Source organism: Hymenobacter sp. BT559, from assembly GCF_016427535.1.
Classification (GTDB): domain Bacteria; phylum Bacteroidota; class Bacteroidia; order Cytophagales; family Hymenobacteraceae; genus Hymenobacter.
In genome coordinates, this window is sequence record NZ_JAELXV010000001.1 from 378,963 (window position 1) to 399,499 (window position 20,537).

The 20,537-nt window shown below is 59.7% G+C and carries 11 protein-coding genes; 6 read left to right on the forward strand and 5 right to left on the reverse strand.

The genetic code is table 11. The features are described 5' to 3' along the window. The first annotated feature begins 111 nt into the window (after positions 1–111). Positions 112–2,646 carry a TonB-dependent receptor gene (locus JAO77_RS01625; protein WP_198988529.1) on the forward strand — a complete coding sequence of 845 codons (2,535 nt, stop codon included), beginning with the start codon at positions 112–114 and terminating at the stop codon, positions 2,644–2,646. A 139-nt stretch (positions 2,647–2,785) separates the two neighbouring features. Here the strand turns inward: JAO77_RS01625 and JAO77_RS01630 are convergent, their stop codons facing one another. Further along, positions 2,786–3,160, reverse strand: coding sequence for a hypothetical protein (locus JAO77_RS01630; RefSeq protein WP_198988530.1), 375 nt, complete (start codon positions 3,158–3,160; stop codon positions 2,786–2,788). Positions 3,161–3,241: 81 nt separating this feature from the next. Then, entirely contained in the window at positions 3,242–3,844 is a 603-nt protein-coding gene (locus tag JAO77_RS01635) for an RNA polymerase sigma factor (protein WP_198988531.1), read from the reverse strand. A gap of 515 nt (positions 3,845–4,359) precedes the next feature. On the opposite strand from JAO77_RS01635, the gene nuoK reads away from it, so the two are divergent. The 4 genes from nuoK (at position 4,360) to JAO77_RS24315 (ending at position 11,246) form a co-directional block, all read left to right on the forward strand. After that, positions 4,360–4,692: an NADH-quinone oxidoreductase subunit NuoK gene (gene nuoK / locus JAO77_RS01640; protein ID WP_198988532.1), complete on the forward strand. Its 333-nt coding sequence runs from the start codon at positions 4,360–4,362 to the stop codon at positions 4,690–4,692. Between the two features lie 138 nt (positions 4,693–4,830). Then, the gene (gene nuoL / locus JAO77_RS01645; protein ID WP_198988533.1) at positions 4,831–6,780 is read left to right on the forward strand and encodes an NADH-quinone oxidoreductase subunit L; all 1,950 of its coding nucleotides are present in this window, start codon (positions 4,831–4,833) and stop codon (positions 6,778–6,780) included. A 132-nt stretch (positions 6,781–6,912) separates the two neighbouring features. Continuing rightward, the gene (locus JAO77_RS01650; protein ID WP_198988534.1) at positions 6,913–9,387 is read left to right on the forward strand and encodes a S9 family peptidase; all 2,475 of its coding nucleotides are present in this window, start codon (positions 6,913–6,915) and stop codon (positions 9,385–9,387) included. Between the two features lie 341 nt (positions 9,388–9,728). Continuing rightward, positions 9,729–11,246, forward strand: coding sequence for an OmpA family protein (locus JAO77_RS24315; protein WP_198988535.1), 1,518 nt, complete (start codon positions 9,729–9,731; stop codon positions 11,244–11,246). A 92-nt stretch (positions 11,247–11,338) separates the two neighbouring features. On the opposite strand, the gene bglX is transcribed toward JAO77_RS24315, so the two are convergent. The 3 genes from bglX to JAO77_RS01670 all read right to left on the reverse strand — a co-directional run bounded on the left by bglX (position 11,339) and on the right by JAO77_RS01670 (position 17,012). Further along, positions 11,339–13,654: a beta-glucosidase BglX gene (gene bglX / locus JAO77_RS01660; protein WP_198988536.1), complete on the reverse strand. Its 2,316-nt coding sequence runs from the start codon at positions 13,652–13,654 to the stop codon at positions 11,339–11,341. Positions 13,655–13,899: 245 nt separating this feature from the next. Beyond that, positions 13,900–15,642, reverse strand: coding sequence for a family 43 glycosylhydrolase (locus tag JAO77_RS01665; RefSeq protein ID WP_198988537.1), 1,743 nt, complete (start codon positions 15,640–15,642; stop codon positions 13,900–13,902). A 2-nt stretch (positions 15,643–15,644) separates the two neighbouring features. Beyond that, the gene (locus tag JAO77_RS01670; RefSeq protein ID WP_198988538.1) at positions 15,645–17,012 is read right to left on the reverse strand and encodes a glucoamylase family protein; all 1,368 of its coding nucleotides are present in this window, start codon (positions 17,010–17,012) and stop codon (positions 15,645–15,647) included. A gap of 401 nt (positions 17,013–17,413) precedes the next feature. Between JAO77_RS01670 and JAO77_RS01675 the strand changes: the two genes are divergently transcribed. Next, complete coding sequence (locus JAO77_RS01675) at positions 17,414–20,524, forward strand: SusC/RagA family TonB-linked outer membrane protein (protein ID WP_198988539.1); 3,111 nt, start codon at positions 17,414–17,416, stop codon at positions 20,522–20,524. The last annotated feature ends 13 nt before the right edge of the window (positions 20,525–20,537 follow it).

Consider the following 20,537-nt stretch of genomic DNA (forward strand, 5'->3'; position numbering starts at 1 on the left):
CGGCAGTGCTGTATGAAGCTAAAATGGTTTTTTTCTGATTTAGCTCGTCATTATGGCAACGCTTGCGCCGCGGCTGGCATCTATCATCCCAACACCTCTATTCTGCACATTTTGCAAACTTTTCCTCTTCTCGGCCCAGGGCGCTGCCTACTGCTGGCACTAGGCCTGCTCACTACTTCTGCGGCCCTGGCCCAAAGCCCGGCACCAGCCGCTCCGGCCGCCGTGGCCAATACGGGTTCGCTCACCGGTACGGTGCTCGACTCAGTGAGCCGCCAGCCGGTGTCTTACGCCACGGTGGTGCTACTACCAGCCGCCGGCTCCGAAAAAGCCATTTCGGGCGTGGGGGCCGACGATGCGGGCAAGTTTTCGCTAACTAAGCTGCCGGCCGGCACCTTCCGGCTGCGCGTGAGCTACGTGGGCTACGGTACCCACACCCAGACCGTGACCGTGACGAGCGGCGCTACTGCCCTAGGTGCCATTCGGCTGCCCGCCGCGGCCACAGCGCTCACCGAGGCGGTGGTGGTAGGGGAGAAGCCAGTGGTAGAAGTGCGCCCCGACCGCCTTGTGTACAACGCTGAGCAGGACGTGAGCAACGCCGGCGGCACTGCCACCGACGTGCTGCGCAAATCGCCGCTACTAGCCGTAGATGGCGAGGGCAATGTGAAGATGCGCGGCTCCAGCAACTTCAGAGTCTTGATTAATAATAAGCCTTCGCCTACGCTAGCCAGCAACCTGACCGAGGCGCTCAAAAGTATTCCGGCCGACCAGATTAAGAGCGTCGAAATCATCACGACGCCGCCCGCCAAGTACGATGGCGAGGGCACGGCTGGTATTATCAATATTATTATGAAGAAGGGCGTGAACCAGGGCCTGAATGGTCGCCTAGGGGTCGCCAGCGGCAACCGCAACTCCAACTTCAACTCGGCCCTGAATTTTAAGCAGGGCAAAATCGGCTTTACCTCCTCGGCCAGTGCTGGGGCGTGGTACAACCCTGGCTACTCGGAGCGCAGCCGCGTGAGCTACGACGAGCAGCGCAACGTGGTCAGCAACCTGCTGCAAACAAGCGCGGTGCGTAACCGCGGTGGCTGGTACTACGGTACCCTAGGGCTCGACTATGACCCCGCCGAGCACCACGCCATTTCGCTGTCTGGCTCCATCAATGGGTACGGAGGGAACTCGTACAATGATATGTATAACCGGCTGACGGGGCTCGCGGCTAACAGCCTCTACAGCCGCCGCACCGATAACGTGTTTAGCGGCCTCAATGTGGAAGGCACTGGTACTTACACGCGCACCTTCAAGCAGGCGCGCAAGGAGTGGAGCGTGCTAGGCCAGTATGCCCTCAACAACGGCACGTTTGGCTACGACTTCGACCAGTTTAATAACTCTGAGGTGCCCCTCACCACCGAGCAGGCCACGTATCGCGAGCGCAGCCGGGGCCGCACGCCCGGCCACGAGATAACGCTGCAAACCGATTTTACCCAGCCCTTTGGCGATAACAAAACGTTGGAAGTGGGGGCGAAAGCCATTTTCCGGCGCACCGGCTCGGTAGCCAGCGTTGATACGCTGCGCCCAGCCACCAACTCTGCTTTCTTCCCCGACAACCGGCGCATCACCGATTTTAACTACGCCCAGGACGTGCAGGCCGCCTACGCTACGTATTCGTTTGGGCTGGGCAAGAAGACCAACCTGAGCCTAGGTAGCCGCTTGGAGCGCACCGCGCTTTCGGCTGATTTTCGCACGAGCGCCCCGTTTGCGCCGCCGGCTTACCTCTCCCTGCTGCCCAATGGCAGCGCGCAGTACAAGCTCACGGAGGCTAGCAGCCTGCGGGCTGCCTACAGCCGGCGCATCACACGCCCGTTCATCGACTATCTCAATCCCTTCGTGGACCGCTCTGATCGGCAGAATATCTCCTACGGTAATCCGTACCTCAGCCCCGAATTTACGGATGCCTACGAGCTGAGCTACAACACCACGTTTAAGACTAATTCACTGAATATCTCGGGCTCGGTGCGCCACACCGGCAATGCCATCGAGTCGGTACGCTTCTCGACCCTCAACCCCAGCGCGCCGCTGCCCGCCGACGTGACACCCGACGCGACTGTGACGGCTCAAACCTTCGCCAACGTGGCCGCGAATACCTTTTACCAGCTCAATTTTTACGGCTCGTTCAAGCCCCTGCCCAAGTGGGACATCAGTGGCGGCCCCGATATCCAGTACATTGTGCGCCGCAGCCCTTCGCTCAATGCCTACCGCCGCGGCTTCACGGCTAGTTTGAATTTTAATACTTCGTACAAGCTCAGCAAAGGCTACACCATCCAGGGCTTCGTGTATTCGTCGTTGCCTTCGCCCGAGATTCAGGGCCGCGGCCCGGCCAACCTCTACTACCAGTTTGGGGCGAAAAAGACCTTCTGGAAGGAAAAAGCGGACCTAGTACTCAATTTCGGCAGCCCTTTCAATAAATATTGGGCCTACCGCTCCACTACCAATACGCAGTACTTCGACGAGCGCAGCGAATTCCGGTCTTACCAGCAGGCCTTCCGCTTTAGCTTCAGCTACCGCTTTGGTCAAGCTCAGCAGGGCAAGCAGCGTAAGCAAATCAGCAATGACGATACCAAAGGCGGCGGCAGCAAACAGGGCGGCTAGAGTTGAATGAGCAATTGGCAATTACTAATAAACAATGCCCGTCATACGGAGCCCCGCCAAGCATTTCTATAAAACGACACCCTAGGTGGTGCGGGAGAGATGCTTAGCGGGGCTCCGTATGACAGAGGCTATTCTCTATTTATTGCTCGTTAAAAGCATTGCGCATGGAGTGGGCGCCGGTCCGGCGGCCCCACTGGGCGCAGCGGTTCTGCATTTGCTGGCGAAAATTTTCGCGCTCTTCGGGCGAAAGGTTAGACACTTCGCGGGCAATCTCTTGCTTCCACTGGCGGCGCTTCTGCGCCCAGCTGCCCCGCCCGCGCCCAAAGCCGCCAAACAGAATACGGCTCAGCACGAGCAGCCCTAGGGTTTGCTCGAAGCTAATGAGGGGGCCATGAAATAGGCTAGGCACCAGCCAGTTCCAGAGACTCTGGGTGACAAAGCCGGCCACGGCTATGAATAGAGCCGCGAAAAAAACAAATTTGAAGGCTTTCTTAAGCCAGAAGGTACGGTTCATATCTGAAAGCGCGAAGCTAGGCTACGCAGAGCATTAGAGTGGGAGGGAGGGCTGGGTGGGAAGTGGCAAAAAGGATGGGCCTTAGTCCGTGAAAAGCTCGTCGTAGAGCTTGCGCAAGCGCTTGCGCAAATGTTTCACGGCGTAGTGTTTGCGCGAAATGAGTGTTTTGAGCGGCACGCCGGTTTCGGCCACCATATCATTAAAGGACTTATCCTCTAGCTCGTGCCACACAAACACCTGGCGCTGCTCGGCGGGCAGCTCGGCCAGGGCGTCAGTGAGGGCGTCCATGATGGTTTCGCGCAGCAGGCGGTTTTCGGGAGCATCGTCGGCAGCAGGCAGGATGTCCTGCAGCAGGCGGGCGGGCTCGTCGCCCTCGGCCGCCGCGCCGAGCGGCGCATCTAGTGATACCGTGGCCCGAGGGCGGCGGTAGCGGTCGATGATGCGGTTGCGGGCCACCCGAAACAGCCAGGCTGCCGCCTGCTCTACGGGCTTAAACAAGCGGTAGCTTTCCACAAGCTCGGCAAAGACATCTTGCAAAATATCTTCGGCCTCGTCGGGGTCGGGCACCCGCCGCTCGATAAAGCGCAGCAGCCGCCCCCGTTGCTCGCGCACCGTGGCCTGAATTTGTTGGTCTTGCTGGCTAGCCGTCATGGCGGCGGTAAGGGTGAGGGCGCTGGCGTTCATCGTGCCTAAGCAGACGCGGGGCAGCGCGGGATATTTTAGGACCTAGGCACAAAAAAAGCGGCCCTCAAAGAAAGCCGCTTTTCCCCATACACAGAACAGAAGTTTTATATCGTACAAATAAGATGCCGAACTATTCGGCCTAGCGTAAATTTTGTGATTGGAATAAGCCGCTGGCACTGCTGGCGCGGGTTTAGCGCAGCGTAACTCGTGCCTTGCATGATATGGAGTTTGCAACTCCACTGCCGCAACGCGGCAAACTCGCCCCTAGGTCACAACTGAGTATATATATGCCCTTAGCCTGCCAACGTAACATTGCCGCTAGCGCGGCAGTGGAGTTGCAAACTCCACGTCATGATGAGGCACGAGTTACGCTGCGCTAAACTCGCGCCAGCAGTGCCAGCTGCCCCGACCGACTGCCCCAGCCAGTAACCCGCTACAGATAATGGCTTTTTCGGGTACCTTTGCCCGCTAAGAGCTAGCCAGCCCCGGCCCGCTCGGCCCCCGAACTCACCCGCATGAATCCGACGATACCCGAAGTCATCCGCACCGTTCCGCTTCAGTACTACATTTTCTTCGCCACTGCGCTGTTTTGCATTGGCGTTACGGGTGTGCTGGTGCGGCGCAATGCCATCATCATTTTCATGTGCGTCGAGCTGATGCTCAACGCCGTCAACATCCTGCTGGCTGCCTTCGCCGCCTACCGCGCCGACCCCAACGGCCAGGTGTTCGTGTTCTTCATCATGGCCGTGGCCGCCGCCGAAGTCGCCGTGGGCCTGGGTATCATCGTTATGATTTACCGCAATTTTCAGAACACCGACGTTAACCTACTCAATAGACTGAAGTGGTAAACGAGCCCGTCTGCCAGTGCGAGGAGGGACGATGAAGCAACCCTTCCTTCTGGCATAGCAGACGTGTGCGAACGAAAAAGGAAAGGTTGCTTCGTCGTTCCTCCTCGCAATGACAGGCGCATAGCCGCTAGTTACTTTATGGAAAATGTTTTACCCGGCGCCACCGCGCCGTACTCGGCCCTGTTCTACGCCGCTATTCCCGGCCTGCCCTTCCTAGGGTTCCTGCTCAATGGCCTGCTCAACCGCAAGCTCTCGGGTACGCTGGCCGGGCTCATTGGCAGTGCTACCGTACTGGGCTCGTTTCTACTGTCGCTCACGCTGTTCATGGGCTTCAAGTACCAGTACACCGTACAGTTGTTCGACTGGATTTCGGTCGGCTCGCTCCAGATTCCTTTTGGGTATCAGATAGACCAGCTCAGCCTCATTATGCTGCTGCTGATTACGGGGGTAGGCTTCCTCATCCACGTGTATAGCATCGGCTACATGGGCCACGACGAGAACGTAGGTAAGTTCTTTAGCTTCCTCAATCTCTTCGTGTTCAGCATGTTGATTTTGGTAATGGGCTCCAACTTCGTTATCCTCTTCATCGGTTGGGAAGGCGTGGGGCTGTGCTCGTACCTGCTCATCGGCTTCTGGAACAAGCATACCAACTACAACAACGCCGCCAAGAAAGCCTTCATCATCAACCGCGTTGGTGACCTAGGCTTCCTACTAGGCATCTTCCTTATCTACCTCACCTTCAATTCGGTGCAATACGGTGAGGTGTTTCAAAAGGCCAGCCTAGGGCAGTTTGGTAACTACAGCGTGGGCGTGGTTACTTTCATCACGTTGCTGCTCTTTGTGGGTGCTATGGGTAAGTCGGCCCAACTACCGCTTTACACCTGGCTGCCCGACGCTATGGCTGGCCCCACGCCGGTGTCGGCCCTCATCCACGCCGCTACCATGGTAACGGCCGGTATCTACCTCGTGCTCCGCGCCAACGTGCTCTTCACGCTGGCCCCGCACACACTGGAGGTTGTTGGTATCGTAGGCTTAGCCACGGCGCTGTTTGCCGCTACTATCGGCTTGGCGCAGAACGATATTAAGAAAGTACTGGCCTACTCGACGGTGTCGCAGCTGGGCTACATGTTCCTGGCGCTGGGTGTGATGGGCTATACCTCGTCGTTTTTCCACGTGCTCACGCACGCCTTCTTTAAGGCGCTGCTCTTCCTAGGTGCCGGCTCGGTTATCCACGGCATGAGCAATGAGCAAGACATGCGCCGCATGGGCGGCTTGCGCAAGTCGATGCCGATTACGTTCATTACCATGCTCATTGGTTGCTTGGCCATTGCTGGCATTCCGCCGTTCGCAGGCTTTTTCTCGAAAGATGAAATCCTGAGCCACGTGTACGAGCACAGCAAAGTAATGTGGGGCATCGGCGTTTTCACGTCGTTCCTGACGGCCTTCTACATGTTCCGCCTGTTGTTCCTCACCTTCTTCGGCGAGTTCCGCGGTACCGAGGAGCAGCGCCACCACCTGCACGAGTCGCCAGCCAGCATGACGCTGCCGCTCATTGTATTGGCGATTCTCTCGGCTGTGGGCGGCTTCATGGGTGCGCCCATGTTCCTAGGTGGCAAGCACTACCTAGGCGACTACCTGGCCCCGATTTTCACCTACTCCAAGCAGCTTATGCCCGCCGCCTTCGGCGCCGAGCCCGACCACAATACCGAACTGATGCTCATTGGTATTTCGGTACTGGTGGCGGTAGTGGGCATCGTGTTCGCCTACGTAGTGTACGTGGCCCGCGCCCAGCGCCCTGCCGAAGAAGAGGCTCAGCGCTCGGGCCTCGACAGCCTCGTGTACCACAAGTACTACGTGGATGAGCTCTACAACGCCTTGTTTGTGAAGCCCACGATGGCCCTGTCGCGCGGCCTCTACAAGTTCGTCGAAAACGGCATTATCGACCCCATTGCCAATGGCGTGGGGCGCGTTACGCTGGCCGGCGGCCAACTGCTGCGCTTCGTACAAACGGGTTCGGTAGAAACCTATCTGCTGCTGATGGTACTCGGCATTGTACTCATCCTAGGGCTGAATTTTGGCCGGATGTAGTCCGTAGTATACTGACTTCGAATTAAAAGCACGCCAAGCAACTTATTGCTTGGCGTGCTTTTTTTATAAATAATCTATCAGGAGTACCTTCGGTATAAGCAGCTAGCCACACCATTGGCTGTCTATTTGTACATGAAGCATCTTATACCCGCACTGGCGCTGCTAGTCGCCCCAGCCCTTGCTATGGCCCAAGATACCCAGTACCAGCAGCCGCCGGCCGCCATTCGCGACTTGCTGCTGGCGCCGCCCACGCCCCGCATCAGCCTCTCGGGCGACGGGCGCACGATGGCCATTATGGCCGTGCAAGACTTCCCGACCATCGCCGAGCTGTCGCAGCCCGAGCTGCGGCTGGCCGGCCTGCGCCTCAACCCGCGCACCAATGGGCCCAGCCGCGTGAGCTACGCCGTGGGCATGCAGTTTAAGCAGCTGCCCGGCGGGGCCGAAAAGCCGGTGCAAGGCCTGCCCGCCCAGGCCCGCATCAGTAGCCCGAGCTGGTCGCCTGACAACCAGCACGTAGCGTTTGCGCTCACGGTGCCGGCCGCTGATGGTAGCACCGGCCACGTAGAGCTGTGGGTGGCCGATGTGGCTACCAACTCGGCGCGCCGCCTGCTAGCCACGCCGCTCAACGACGTATTTGGCTCCTCGTTCGAGTGGGTGTCGGATAGCCAGACGCTGCTGGCGCGCACCGTGCCCGCGGGCCGCGGCGCGGCCCCGGCCGCCGATGCTACGCCCACCGGCCCCGCTGTGCAGGAAACGGGTGGCGGCAAAAAAACGGGCGCCCGCACTTATCAGGACTTGCTAAGAAACCCCGCTGACGAGCGGTTATTTGAGTACTACGCCACCTCGCAGCTAGTGAAGGTGAAGCTGGCCGACGGCTCGGCGCAGCCCCTAGGGCAGCCGGGCGTGCTGCGCTCGGTGTCGCCCTCGCCCGATGGGCGCTACGTACTGGTGCGCACCGTGCACCGGCCGTTCTCCTACACGCTGCCGGTGAGCAGTTTTCCGCAGCGCATCGATGTGCTCGACCTAGGCAGCGGCGCGGTAGCCAAGGCTGTGGCCGACCTACCGCTGGCCGACAATGTGCCCACCAACTTCGACGCCGTGCCCACCGGCCCGCGTGCCCACGACTGGCGCACGGATGCCCCAGCCACGCTTTATTATGCTGAGGCTCAGGATGGCGGCGACCCCAAAACGAAGGCTGCCGTGCGCGACAAAGTGTACCTGCTGCCCGCGCCCTTCAGCGGCCCGGCGCAGGAGTTGGCAGCCCTGCCGCTACGCTACGCCGGCATGACCTGGGGCACCGACCATCTGGCGCTGGTGGATGGCTATCGCTGGGCCGACCGCCACGAAACTACCTGGCAGCTTGACCCCGCCACCCCCGGCCAAACGCTGAAGGTGCTGTTCGATGGCTCGTCGCAGGATACGTATCACAACCCTGGTGCGCCTTACACGCGCCGCAACGCGCAGGGCCGGCAAGTGCTGGCCCTAGGGCAGGGTGGGCAGGCCATCTACCTGTTTGGCCAAGGCGCGTCGCCCGAGGGCGACCGGCCATTTGTGAACGAGCTAAACCTGAAAACCGAAAAAATTGCCGAACTCTGGCGCTCCGAAGCGCCGTACTACGAAGTGCCGGTAGCCCTGCTCGACGCCAAAAAAGGTCAGGCTGAGCTGTTGACCCGCCGCGAGGCCATCGACCAGGTACCCAACTACTACCTAGAACCGCTCGCCAAGAAAGGCAAGCCGCTAGCCCTTACGCACTTCGCTAATCCGTATGCAGCTTTCGGCGGAAGCTTCCGCAAGCAGGTGCTGCACTACAAGCGCGCCGATGGGGTAGACCTCACCGCCAACCTCTACCTGCCGCCCAACTACAAGAAGTCAGATGGCCCGCTGCCCACGCTCATGGAGGCCTACCCCCGCGAGTTTAAAGACCAAGCTAATGCTGGCCAGGTAAGCGGCTCGCCCTACACCTTCACGCGCCTCAGCTGGGCCACGCCCGTATACTGGGTTACGCAGGGCTACGCTGTGCTGCAAGGTGCCACTGTGCCCATCGTAGGCGAAGGCACCGCCGAACCCAACGACACTTATACCGAGCAGTTGGTAGCCAGCGCCAAAGCCGCCATCGACGAGGGCAAGCGCCTAGGGGTGGTTGACCCCAACCGCGTGGCCGTGATGGGCCACAGCTACGGCGCTTTCATGACGGCTAACCTGCTGGCGCACTCTAACTTGTTTAAGGCTGGCATCGCGCGCAGTGGCGCCTACAACCGTACGCTCACGCCCTATGGCTTTCAGGGTGAGGAGCGTACTTACTGGCAAGCTAAGAACGTGTACGATGCCATGTCGCCCTTCAACTTTGCCGATAAGGTGAAGACGCCCATCCTGCTCATCCACGGCGAGGCCGACAACAACTCGGGCACGTTCCCCATTCAGAGCGAGCGCTTTTACGCGGCCCTCAAGGGGCAGGGCGCCACGGTGCGCTACGTGGTGCTGCCCGCCGAGTCGCACAGCTACGCCGCCCGCGAAAACCTGCTGCACATGCTCTGGGAAATGAACACCTGGCTCGACAAGTACGTGAAAAATCCAGTTGCGCCCGGCCTCACAGGGCGAGCGAACTAAGCTCTCTCGTTTTGACTAAGAGCCTTTCTATGAAGGTAATCTTTTCAAGATAAAGAAAGCTGCTTGCTGCCTATAAATCGGCAGATGGCTTCAACAGTATAAAAAGCCTGAGCTAGTCTCATGTTTTTTTATGTCTATCAGAAACGATACCGATTTAAGTATAGGAATTAACAGTTACTCAATGAGTAGGCTTAAAAGCCAGCTTAATTGTAATGCTGCCCTAGGTAGCAATTATGCGTTGAGTGCCTCGAAAAGGCAACCCTGCGTCGTGTTTTGCGCTACATAGCGTCGTCTGGTTATTGCCACGCACTGTCTTTTCTCACCTTCCAGCTAGTTTTTCTATGCGAAAAATCTTTTCTCCTTCTCGGGCCATTCTACTTGGGGCAACTGCCCTGGTAGGTAATGCGCTGGCACCCGCTGCCCACGCCCAAACACCCGATAAAAAAACGGCCGTTGGCGTCAACCTAAGCATGATGCAGTACCAGGGCAACCTGGGCGGCGATTTTGGCAAGCTGCACACCCCGGTGCAGGTAGGGGTAGGCGCGCACATCACGCGCTACCTGTCGCCTACGTTCGACCTGAGCCTGCTGGGCAACTACCAGAATTACTACCACTACATTCAGGACGTAGCCCCGAACTACTACAACCTCACGGCCCGGACGGCCATGTTTGACCTAGGGCTGAAGCTGAAGCTCAACAACGGCAAAATCCTCCGGGAAGACTTCTTTTTGCAGCCCTACCTGATGGGCGGCGGCGGCTTCTTCGTGTCTAACGCCTCGGGCAACTACGCCTACGGCAACGGCGACCCCTACACGCCCATCAATGGTTCGTACTTTAACAAGGTGCGCAGCCTGGAGGTGTTTGGTGCCGCCGGCATCCGGTTCCGCCTCTCACCGGCGCTGGCGCTGGATGTGCAAACCTCTCAGCACCTTCCTTTTACGGAAAGCTTCGATAACTTGGGCATTCCTGATAAGAAGATACACGACCGCTTTCTGGTGCACTCGGTGGGCCTGACGCTGGCCCTAGGTAAAGCCAAAGACACCGATGGCGACGGTGTGCCCGATCGCAAAGACAAGTGCCCCGACACCCCGACGGGCGTGAAAGTGGATGAAAACGGCTGCCCCATCGACACCGACGGCGACGGCGTAGCTGACTACCTCGATAAGTGCCCCGACGTGAAGGGCCTCGCCACCCTGCAAGGCTGCCCCGACGCTGACGGTGACGGTGTAGCGGACCCCGACGACAAGTGCCCCGGCACGCCGGCTGGCGTGAAGGTAGACGCCTCGGGCTGCCCCGTTGATAGCGATGGTGATGGCGTGTCGGATGACAAAGACAAGTGCCCGGATACCCCGGCCGGTACGAAAGTGGACGCCAATGGCTGCCCCGAGAAGAAGGCTCCCAGTGACCAAACTCAGTACATCAACTTCGACTTCGACAAAGCCGAACCGCAACCAGCGTCGGCCCCCAAGCTGGAGCAGATGGCGCAGATTATGAACGAGTACCCTGACTACTCGCTCTCCATTGCCGGCCACGCCGATAACAAGGGCAGTGATGAGTACAACGTGCGCCTAAGCTACGAGCGTGCTGAGTCGGCCCGCAAATACCTGCTCGACAAAGGCGTTGCGGCCGACCGCATCGAAGCCCGTGGCTACGGCGAGGCTAAGCCTATTGCCGACAACAGCACCGAAGAAGGCCGCGCCCAGAACCGCCGCGTGGACTTCGACCCCTTCCTGACCGGCGAAACCAACCCTGCCGAGACTAAGTACGGCCCCGCGCCCGCCAAGCCGGCAGCGAAGGCAGTTCGCAAGTCTACTAAGAAGAAGCGTACCCGCAAAGCCACCTCGGCTCGGCGCAAGTAGGCACCCTAGGTAGCTAGGTTTACAAAAAAGCGGCCGCAACAGATGTTGCGGCCGCTTTTTTATTGTTTAGCCAGTCGTGTAGTTCGAGCTACTTACTTGGTCAGCGTGAAGCTCACCTTCTGCACGTCGCGCGAGTTGCCGCCGGTCATGGCCTCAAACTCACCGGGCTCGGCTACCCATTTCAGGTCGTCGTTATAGAACTTCAGGTCGTTGTTGGACACGTGAAAGGTCACCTGCCGGCTCTCGCCCGCTTTCAGCAGTATTTTCTGGAAGCCCTTTAGTTCCTGTACCGGGCGAGTGCTGCTGCCCACCACGTCGCGTAGGTAGAACTGTACCACTTCTTCGCCGTCGCGCTGGCCACTGTTCTTCACCGTCACGGTCACGTCGAGGCCCTGGCTGGGGGTAATGCTGGCTTTGCTAACGGTGGGCTTGGAATACGTGAACGTACTATAGCTCAGACCGTAGCCAAAGGGGTAAAGCGGGTCGTTGGATACGTCGAGGTAGCGCGACTTGTACTTGTCGAGCAGCACGCCGGCGTAGGGGCGGCCAGTGCTTTTGTGGTTGTAGTAAATCGGCACCTGGCCCACCGACCTAGGAAAGGTCATCGTGATTTTGCCCGAGGGGTTGTACACCCCAAACAGTACGTCGGCCACCGCATTGCCGGCTTGGGTGCCGCCAAACCACGTTTCCAGAATGGCCGAGGCATTGTCATTCTCCCAGGGCAGCGTGAGCGGCCGGCCATTGCAGAGCACTACCACCAGCGGCTTACCGGTAGCTTTCAGCGCTTTGAGTAGGTCGAGCTGGCGGCCGGGCAGGCCAATGTCGGCGCGGCTGGCGGCTTCGCCGGTCATACCCTGGCTTTCGCCTACCACGGCCACCACTACTTCAGCTTTTTGGGCGGCTGCCACGGCTTCGGCTATCTGCGCATCGGCCGGGCGCGGGTCAATGTTGAGTTGGCCGCCGTGCTCGTTGAGGCGCTTAATGAGCTGGTCGTCCTCTGTCACGTTGGCGCCGTGGGCGTAAGTCACCCGAATGGTCGAGCCACCCACATTCTTGATGCCCTGCAAGATGGAAATGGCCTGCTTGCCATCGCCGGCGCCGCTCCAGCTACCTATCATGTCTACCGGGCGGTCGGCCAGCGGGCCCACTACCGCGATGTTGGCCGTGTTTTTCAGCGGCAAGGTCTGGTTGTCATTCTTGAGCAACACCAGGCTGCGGCGGGCAATGTCGCGGGCGGCCTGCACAAAAGCCGGCTGCATAAGCACCTGCTTGGCGCGCTCCTCGCTTACGCCCCGGTAGGGGTCTTGGAAGAGACCTAGGCGGTACTTGGCTTCCAGCACGCGGCGGCACGCGGCGTCTACGTCGGCCTGCTTCACGGTGCCTTCCTTGAGGTTCTTCGCCAGGTTGTTGAGAAAAATCTCGCCTACCATGTCCATGTCAATACCAGCGTTTAGGGCCAGCTCCGACACCTTTTTATCATCGCCCAGGCCGTGGGCGCTCAGCTCGTTGATGGCCGTGTAGTCGGTGGCCACGAAGCCCAGGAAGCCCCACTGCCGGCGCAGGAGGTCGGTCATCAGCCACTTGTTGGCGGTGGCCGGAATGCCGTTCACGTCATTAAACGACGACATCACCGAGCCCACACCCGCGTCTATGGCGGCTTTGTAAGGCGGCAGGTACTCGTTGTACATGCGCTGGCGGCTCATGTCGGTGGTGTTGTAGTCGCGGCCGGCTTCGGCGGCGCCGTACAGCGCAAAGTGCTTGAGGCAGGCCATCACGTTGTCGGGCCGGGTCATGTCGTTGGTAGCGCCCTGGTAGCCGTGCACCATGGCGCGCGCTATCTGCGACCCTAGGTAGGGGTCTTCGCCCGCGCCCTCGGCCACGCGGCCCCAGCGCGGGTCGCGGGCAATGTCCACCATCGGCGAGTACACCCAGTTGATGCCATCGGCCGCGGCCTCCTGGCCCGCGATGTGGGCGCCGCGCTCGATAGCCGGCATGTCCCAGGTAGCGGCCAGCCCCAGCGGAATGGGCAAGATGGTGCGGTGTCCATGTATCACATCGAAGCCCAGGATAAGCGGGATGTGCAGACGCGTCTGCTTCACGGCCATTTCTTGCAGCTTGCGGGCTGCTACGGGCGTGAAAGTGTTGAGCACGCCGCCCACCAGGCCCTTCGCGATTTTGGCGTCTACGCCCTCGCTCACTACCGGCCCCGTCACGGTAAAGCCCACCGACACGAGGTTGAGCTGGCCAATTTTCTCCTCCGGTGTCATCTGCTGCATCAGCTTGCTGATGAACTGCTGCATCTTGGCGTCGGGCGGGGGCAGGGGCGTGTTTTGAGCGGTGGCTTGCAGGCTGGCTAGGCCTAGGGCCAGCAGCAGCGTAGCGCGCGAGAGAGGATTGCGATGTTGCATAAAGTAGGTTGGGTAGGAGGGCAGAGGCCGAAAGTTAGGCCAGCCGTCGAGCCCGAAAAAATTGCAGTAGGTAGTTGAAAAGGCAGTTTAGAGCTAACTGGGGCTGTTTTTGGCTGCCGAGTGTGTGTGGTAAATGTGAGCTTGGCCTGGTTGGTAAGCGCTGCCGCTCCGCAGCGCTAAGGCTGCGTGTGCCGTAGCCGCCTGCCCGCGGCAGCAGTTGACCCAGGCAGCTTTCAGCAAAAAAACTATTTCACTTGCTGCACTGGCGTGCGACTGGAAACACCATTTTCGTTGAAGGCCTCAATGGTGAAATAATACGTGCGGTCCTTGTCCATGCCTTTGAAATAGTAGTCATTGGCCCCGAGCACCATCGCGCAGCTATACAGCTTATCGGGCGCCAGCCCTAGGTAGATGTTATAGCCTGTGGCCGCGTCGTTGGGTGCCCACCGCAGCCAAGCGCTGCGCTTGTCAGTGGCTGTGCGCAGCACCACAAACTCCTTGACGGGCTGCGGCTTGGCACCGCTACCTAGGCCAAACACCCGCAGGCCGCTGAGGGCAAACTTGCCGGTGGGCATGTGCCGGTTTTCGAGCTTGAGGTAGCGCGTGCGCAGTGGTGTTTTTAGCTCGATGTAGTCGTGCGGTACGTCGGTGCGGTTCTGGCTTTTGTCTACAAGTAGCTGCCAGGTTTTGCCATCGAGCGAATGGTAGAGCCGGTACTGGTGGTAGAGCCCCGGCTGTTTGCCCAGGAAAGCGGGGTTCACGTTCTGGTCGGCGTAGTTGAGTTGCACGGCCCGCACGGTGCACACGGCCCCTAGGTCGGTTTGGAAATACTCGCCGGGGTTTGCCGTAGCGGCGCTCCAGTAGGTTTTGATGCTCTCGTCCACGGCCAAGTTGGGCGCGTAGCCGCCGAGCGTGCTCGACGCCTGCACCGGCTTGTTGTAGTTCAAAAGCATCCAGCCCGTAAACTGGCTTTGCAGGTGGTTGGCTGGGCCGGTAGGCAGGTAATGCGGGTAGTCGCCGAAGGCGGTGTTGCAGTAGAGCGTACCCGCCGCGTCGAAGCCCGCCGGCCACAGCCCTAGGCGGCGCTCAAAGTTGTTTTTCACGTTGACCACCATCGTGGACACGTGCCACCAGTTGCCCCATTTATCCTGAAAGGTATTGCCGTGGCCCGCGCCCCGCGCGAAGCCACCCGGCTTCCAGGCAAAGGGGTTGTGCGGCTGCGGCACGTAGGACCCGAGCGGGCGGTCGGCCACCTGCACACCATCGGCGTAGCCACTAAATTCGGTGCCCGGCGCGCCGTATTGGAGGTAGTACTTGCCGCCGTGCTTGGTCATCCAGGCGCCTTCCATAAAGGGTGCGAGGAAGGTATTATCCAAGTATTCGCCAAAGCGCTGCCAGCCAAACTGGGCGTCGTTGAGCTTGAACAGCGGCGTGGGCTGCCCTAGGGGCTGGTAGGTTTTGCGGCTGAGCTGCACGCCGTAGAGTGGAAACTCGTTGGAACTGCCGTAGTAGAGGTATAGCCGGCCATCGTCGTCCAGGAAGAGGTCGGGGTCCCAGGCCGATACCGGAAACGGGTCCGCGGCTTTTTCCCACTTATTGGCCTTTGGGTCGGTGCTGCGCCAGAGCGCAAAGTTGGCCTTGGCGCTGGAGCCGATGACGAGCAGCGTATCGCCCACCGCCCGCACGGCCGGCGCGCACAGGTCGTCGAGCACCGTGTTTTCGGGCTTCAAAAATGAGCGCGCCAAAAAGTGCCAGCTCGCCAGGTCGTCGCTCCACCAGTAGCCCTTTTGGTTAGTCGAAAACAGGTAATACGTGCCTTTAAACAACGTAATAACCGGGTCAGCCGTGGCGCGGTGCCGCCCCGCCGTCGAAAACCGCTCGAACGGAGTGTAGCCGTAGTCGAGGTTAAGCGGGTTGCAGTAAGTGGGGCGGGGGCGAGGCTGCGCTAGGGCCAGCGCAGGCCAGAGCAGCAGGCAAAGCAGGCGCATAGCTACTTTAGATACGGGCTTTCGAAGCCCAGCTTCTTCAAACCCTTTTGCACCTCTGGGCTACTCATAAACAGCTTCCAGAGCAGGCCCGAACGCTGGTTTTCTATCATCACCACTATCGGGCCCTGGTCGATGGCCAAGTACGATTTGGCGTACCAGTCGTGCTGCTCACTGAAGCCATCCACGAAGCCATACTGGCCCCAGATTTTATCGCCTAGGTCGTTGTAGAAGTGCTTCATGGCCAGCAGTGATTCGGCCGGGGCGTAGGGGTAGGCCGAGAGCGCGGCGGTGGGCGAAATCACGCCTAAGTCCTCGATGGGCGAGTGGGCGGCGTAGCCCTGCCAGCTGTCGCTGGCCGTGAGGCCCCAGCAGTCAGGGCCGTAGCCTTTTTGCTGCTTGGGATTGGCCACGCAGTAGGCGTAGTTGATGCGCGTATGCGCCTGGTTTTGTTGCCAGTAGTCGGCGTACTGGTCCTTCAGCCCGTGCGGGTCGAGGCCCATAAATGAGTAGTGCGAGAAGAAGAGTGGCCCGCCTAGGTTGGGCCCCAGGGGCAAGGTCGTGTTATAGTACGCCTTGCCGTTTTTGTACTCTGGACCGGTGGCCCAGCCTTGGTCGTACACGGCCTTGTCGATGGCATACCTAGGCGACGAAGCGGCCAGCACGTAGGTGATGAGGCACTCGTTCCAGCCGTGAATCTGGTGGTTCATGCTCCAGCCGTTGTTGGGGCTCCAGTGCCAGTACAGCACGTTTTGGCCGCCCTGCGTAAACCAGTTCCACTCCACGCCCTCCCACATCCACAGGATTTTGTTGCGCACATTCTGCTCGTCGGGCGTGTTTTTGGTGAAGTACTGCCGGGCGCACAGTAGCCCTTCGTAGAGGAAAGACGTTTCCACAATATCGGCCCCATCATCCTTAGGGCTGAAGCGGATGGTATGGCCCGTTTCGCCATTGAGCCAGTGCGGAAACGCGCCGTGGTACATATCAGACTTCCACAAGAAATTGACAATCTTGCTGATGCGGGCTGCCGCCTGCTCGCGGGTTATCCACTTGCGCTCGGCCGCCACGATGATGGCCATGATGCCGAAGCCCGTGCCGCCGGTGGTCACTACCTCGTCGCCGTAGTCATACGAGCGGTTGCTGCGCTCGCGGGCCATGCCCGATACGGGGTGCCCAAAGTCCCAGAAGTACCGGAAGGTTTGGCGCTGCACCTGGTCGAGCAGTTGCTCGTCGGAGAGGTTGCGGGGGCGCTGGCGCGGGTCAAACTTGGCGGGCGCCGGCTTTGGGGTAGGGGCCGGGCGCTTGGTGGGCTGCGCGGCTACCAAAGAGGCCGAAAATAGGCAGCTACCAAGTAGTAGGAGCGCGGTCTTCATGGGCGGGAAAAGAGGGGTGAAGCAGCGAAGGTAATTTTAATTTATTTTATCATGAGCTAAGTATACTCCAATGTTAACCAGATATTATTTAATATTAGGTACTTGCAACTAAATCGATTGCGTTCTTCATCAAAGGCTTATTAGTCAGTATAGTATGTTTAGGAGGGTGTTCTGCTTGCTAGTATTAATTTAGCATGGTGAAATAGGACGTCAATCGTACAGGATTCTAGAAGCTTCTCAGACTTAGGCGCTTGTTCGATAGGGTTAGTTGCGCTGTTTTTGATTCAGATGTTGCCCAGCTAGCCATCCTAAACTGGGCTTCGTACTGAGTTTAGCCGCTGCCCAGCGGCCCCGCCCCACGCGGTTTTTACCACTTTTTCTTTACCCCACCCTTTTACCTTATGAAAATTCTACTCTTACGGGGGCAGTACAAGGCGCCGGCCACGCTGGCCGCCCTAGGCTTAGCATTTGGGTTGTGGCCTGGCGCGGCCACTCCGGGCCAGGCCGCCGCGCTACGCTGGCAGCAGGCTCCCACCCAAACGGGTACCCCCATCACGGGCCGCGTGCTCGACGAGAAAGGCGAGGCCCTGCCCGGCGCCAACGTGGTAGTGAAAGGCACCGCCATCGGTACGGCTACCAACGTCGATGGCCAATACTCCATCAACGCGCCCGCGGGCTCGACACTGGTGTTTTCGTTTGTGGGCTACCCGGCCCAAGAAATCACCCTGAACGGCCGCACGAGCATCGACGTCAAGTTTGCCGCGCCGCAGTCGCAGAGCCTCAACGACGTAGTGGTGGTAGGCTACGGCACCCAGAGCAAGCGCGAAGTAACCGGTGCCATCGCCTCCGTAAAGGGCGAGGAGCTGGTAAACCAGGCGTCGCAAAACCCGGTGAGCTCGCTGCAAGGCAAGGTGTCGGGCGTGCAGATTACCAACTCGGGCCAGCCGGGCGCCGCCCCCCAGATTCGCATCCGCGGTGTGGGCTCGCTGGTGGGCGTGAGCCCGCTTTACGTGGTCGATGGCACGATGCTGCCGCAGGGTGCCGACCTCAGCTTCCTGAACCAGAATGATATTGCCTCGATAGAGGTGTTGAAGGATGCGGCCAGCGCCAGCATCTACGGTGTGCAGGCGGCCAATGGCGTGGTGCTGGTGACTACCAAGCGCGGCCAGGCGGGCGGCACCCACGTCAACTACAACGGCTACGGCGGTGTGCAAACGGCTACCAACACCGTGAAAATGGCCAACGCCGCCGAGTACGCCACACTCTACAATGAGAAGAACGGCCTGACCGGCAGTGCGGCTCTGCCCACCAACTTGCCCTCGACCGACTGGTTTAAGGAAGTGACGCGGGTGGCCGCCACCCAAAACCACCAGCTCAGCCTGAGCGGCGGCAACGACAAGGTATCGTACACGCTCAGCGGCTCATACTTTAAGCAAAATGGCCTGGTGCAGGGCAATGACTACGAGCGCATCACGGCGCGCTTGCAAACCGACTTCACCATCACCGACCATATTAAGGCGGGCTACACGGCCGCCTTCACCAGCGCCAGCGCGCACGACGCGCCGGGCCTGGCGTCGAGCATCTACCCCAACTACAGCAACGGCGGCAACATCTTTTATAACGCCTACGTGGCGCCGCCGGTGTTGCAGCCCTTCCTGGCTAGCGGGCGCTACGGCGACCCCAACCTCATCGGCTCGGGCCTGGGCACCTTCTCCAACCCTAGGGGCCAGCTCGACTACTTTGTGCAGCGCTCGCAGGGCCAGACGCTGGTGAGCAGCGCGTTCTTGTCCATCAACTTTGCCAAGTACTTCACGGCGCGCACCAGCCTAGGGGTCAACTACACCACTAGCCGCTTCTACAACTACCAGAAGGCCGACTCGCTGACGACGGTGCAGGTATACCGGGGCAACATCCTTACTAAAGGGGAGACGTACTTCAGCCAGCCGCAGTGGGAGAACACGCTGACCTACGACCGCTCGTTTGGCACCGACCACCACCTCACGGCGCTGGTGGGCTCCACGGCCTTCCGCTACCGCAGCGAGCAGCAAATCGGCTCCATTAACGGGGTGCAGGCCACGGGCAGCGACAGCTACTACTTCAACCTAGGCACCGTGGGCACGGCCAACCTTACCAACCCGGCCGACCTGTACACGCTGTTCTCACTGTTTGCGCGCGTCAACTACGCCTATAAGGAGCGCTACCTGCTCACGGCCAGCTTCCGGCGCGACGGCAGCAGCAAGTTCTCGGACCGCTACGGCAACTTCCCCTCGGTGGGCCTAGGCTGGGTAATCTCCGACGAAAACTTCATGAAAGATGGCTCAGTCTTCAATTTCCTGAAGTTCCGGGCTAGCTACGGCATCTTGGGGAATAACCAGGTAAACAACAACATATCGGTACTGCGGGCGTCTTACCTGCCTGGCTACACGGCTTTCTTTGGTACCCCGTCTAATATTCCCAATACGGGCGCCAGCATCGATACCCAAGTGCCGCCGTCGCTGCGCTGGGAAAACGTGCGCGAGGCCGACGCTGGCCTGGAAATGCGCTTCTTTAACAATCGCCTCTCGGCCGAAGTAGACTACTACAACCGCCGCACCATCGATGCGGTGTTTCCGATACCGGTTATCAGCTCGTCGGGCTTTGCCAACAGCAGCGGCTTCTTTGCCAACAACGCCAGCTTCCAGAACCAGGGCGTAGAAGTAGCCCTGCGCTGGGATTCGCAAGCGGCTGGCGACTTCTCGTATAACATTGGCCTGACGGGCGCTTACAACCAGAACAAGACCCTGAGCACTGCCAGCGGTGCGCCGCTGTTTGCCGGCAACCTGCCGGTGGCTGGCTACCAAGCCACCCAAACCCGCATCGGCGACCCCATCGGCGCTTTCTACGGCTACCAGGTGGCCGGCGTATTCCAGACCGCCCAAGAAATCACGGGCTCGGCCCAGCCCGGCGCCGCGGCCGGCGACCTGCGCTACGTAGACCAAAACGGCGATGGCAACATCGACCAACGCGACTTTGTGCGCCTAGGTAACCCCAACCCGCGTTTTACCTACGGCCTCAACACCACCTTCCGCTACAAGTTTATCGACTTGCAGATTGATATTCAAGGCGTAGGCGGCGTGGAGCTGCTCAATGGCTTGCGCGAAGTGCGCTACGGCAACGAGAACTACACCAAAGACTTTTACGACAACCGCTGGCGCGGTGCGGGCACTTCCAACAGCACGCCTTCGGCCAACCTGACGGGCCGTAACCTCGACGTGAGCTCGTACTACATCGAGAAGGGCGACTACATCCGCCTGCGCAACGTGCAGATTGGCTTTAACATCCCGAAGGCAGTAGCTAACAATCTGAAGGTGCAAACCTTACGTATCTACGCCAACACCCAGAACCCACTCACGCTGACCAAGTACAAGGGCTTCTCACCCGAGGTCGGCGGCGCGCCCACCAACGCGGGCATCGACCTGAACGTGTACCCGCTTGTTGCTACGTACAACCTAGGGGTAAATATTGGTTTCTAAGTTATTAGCGTCA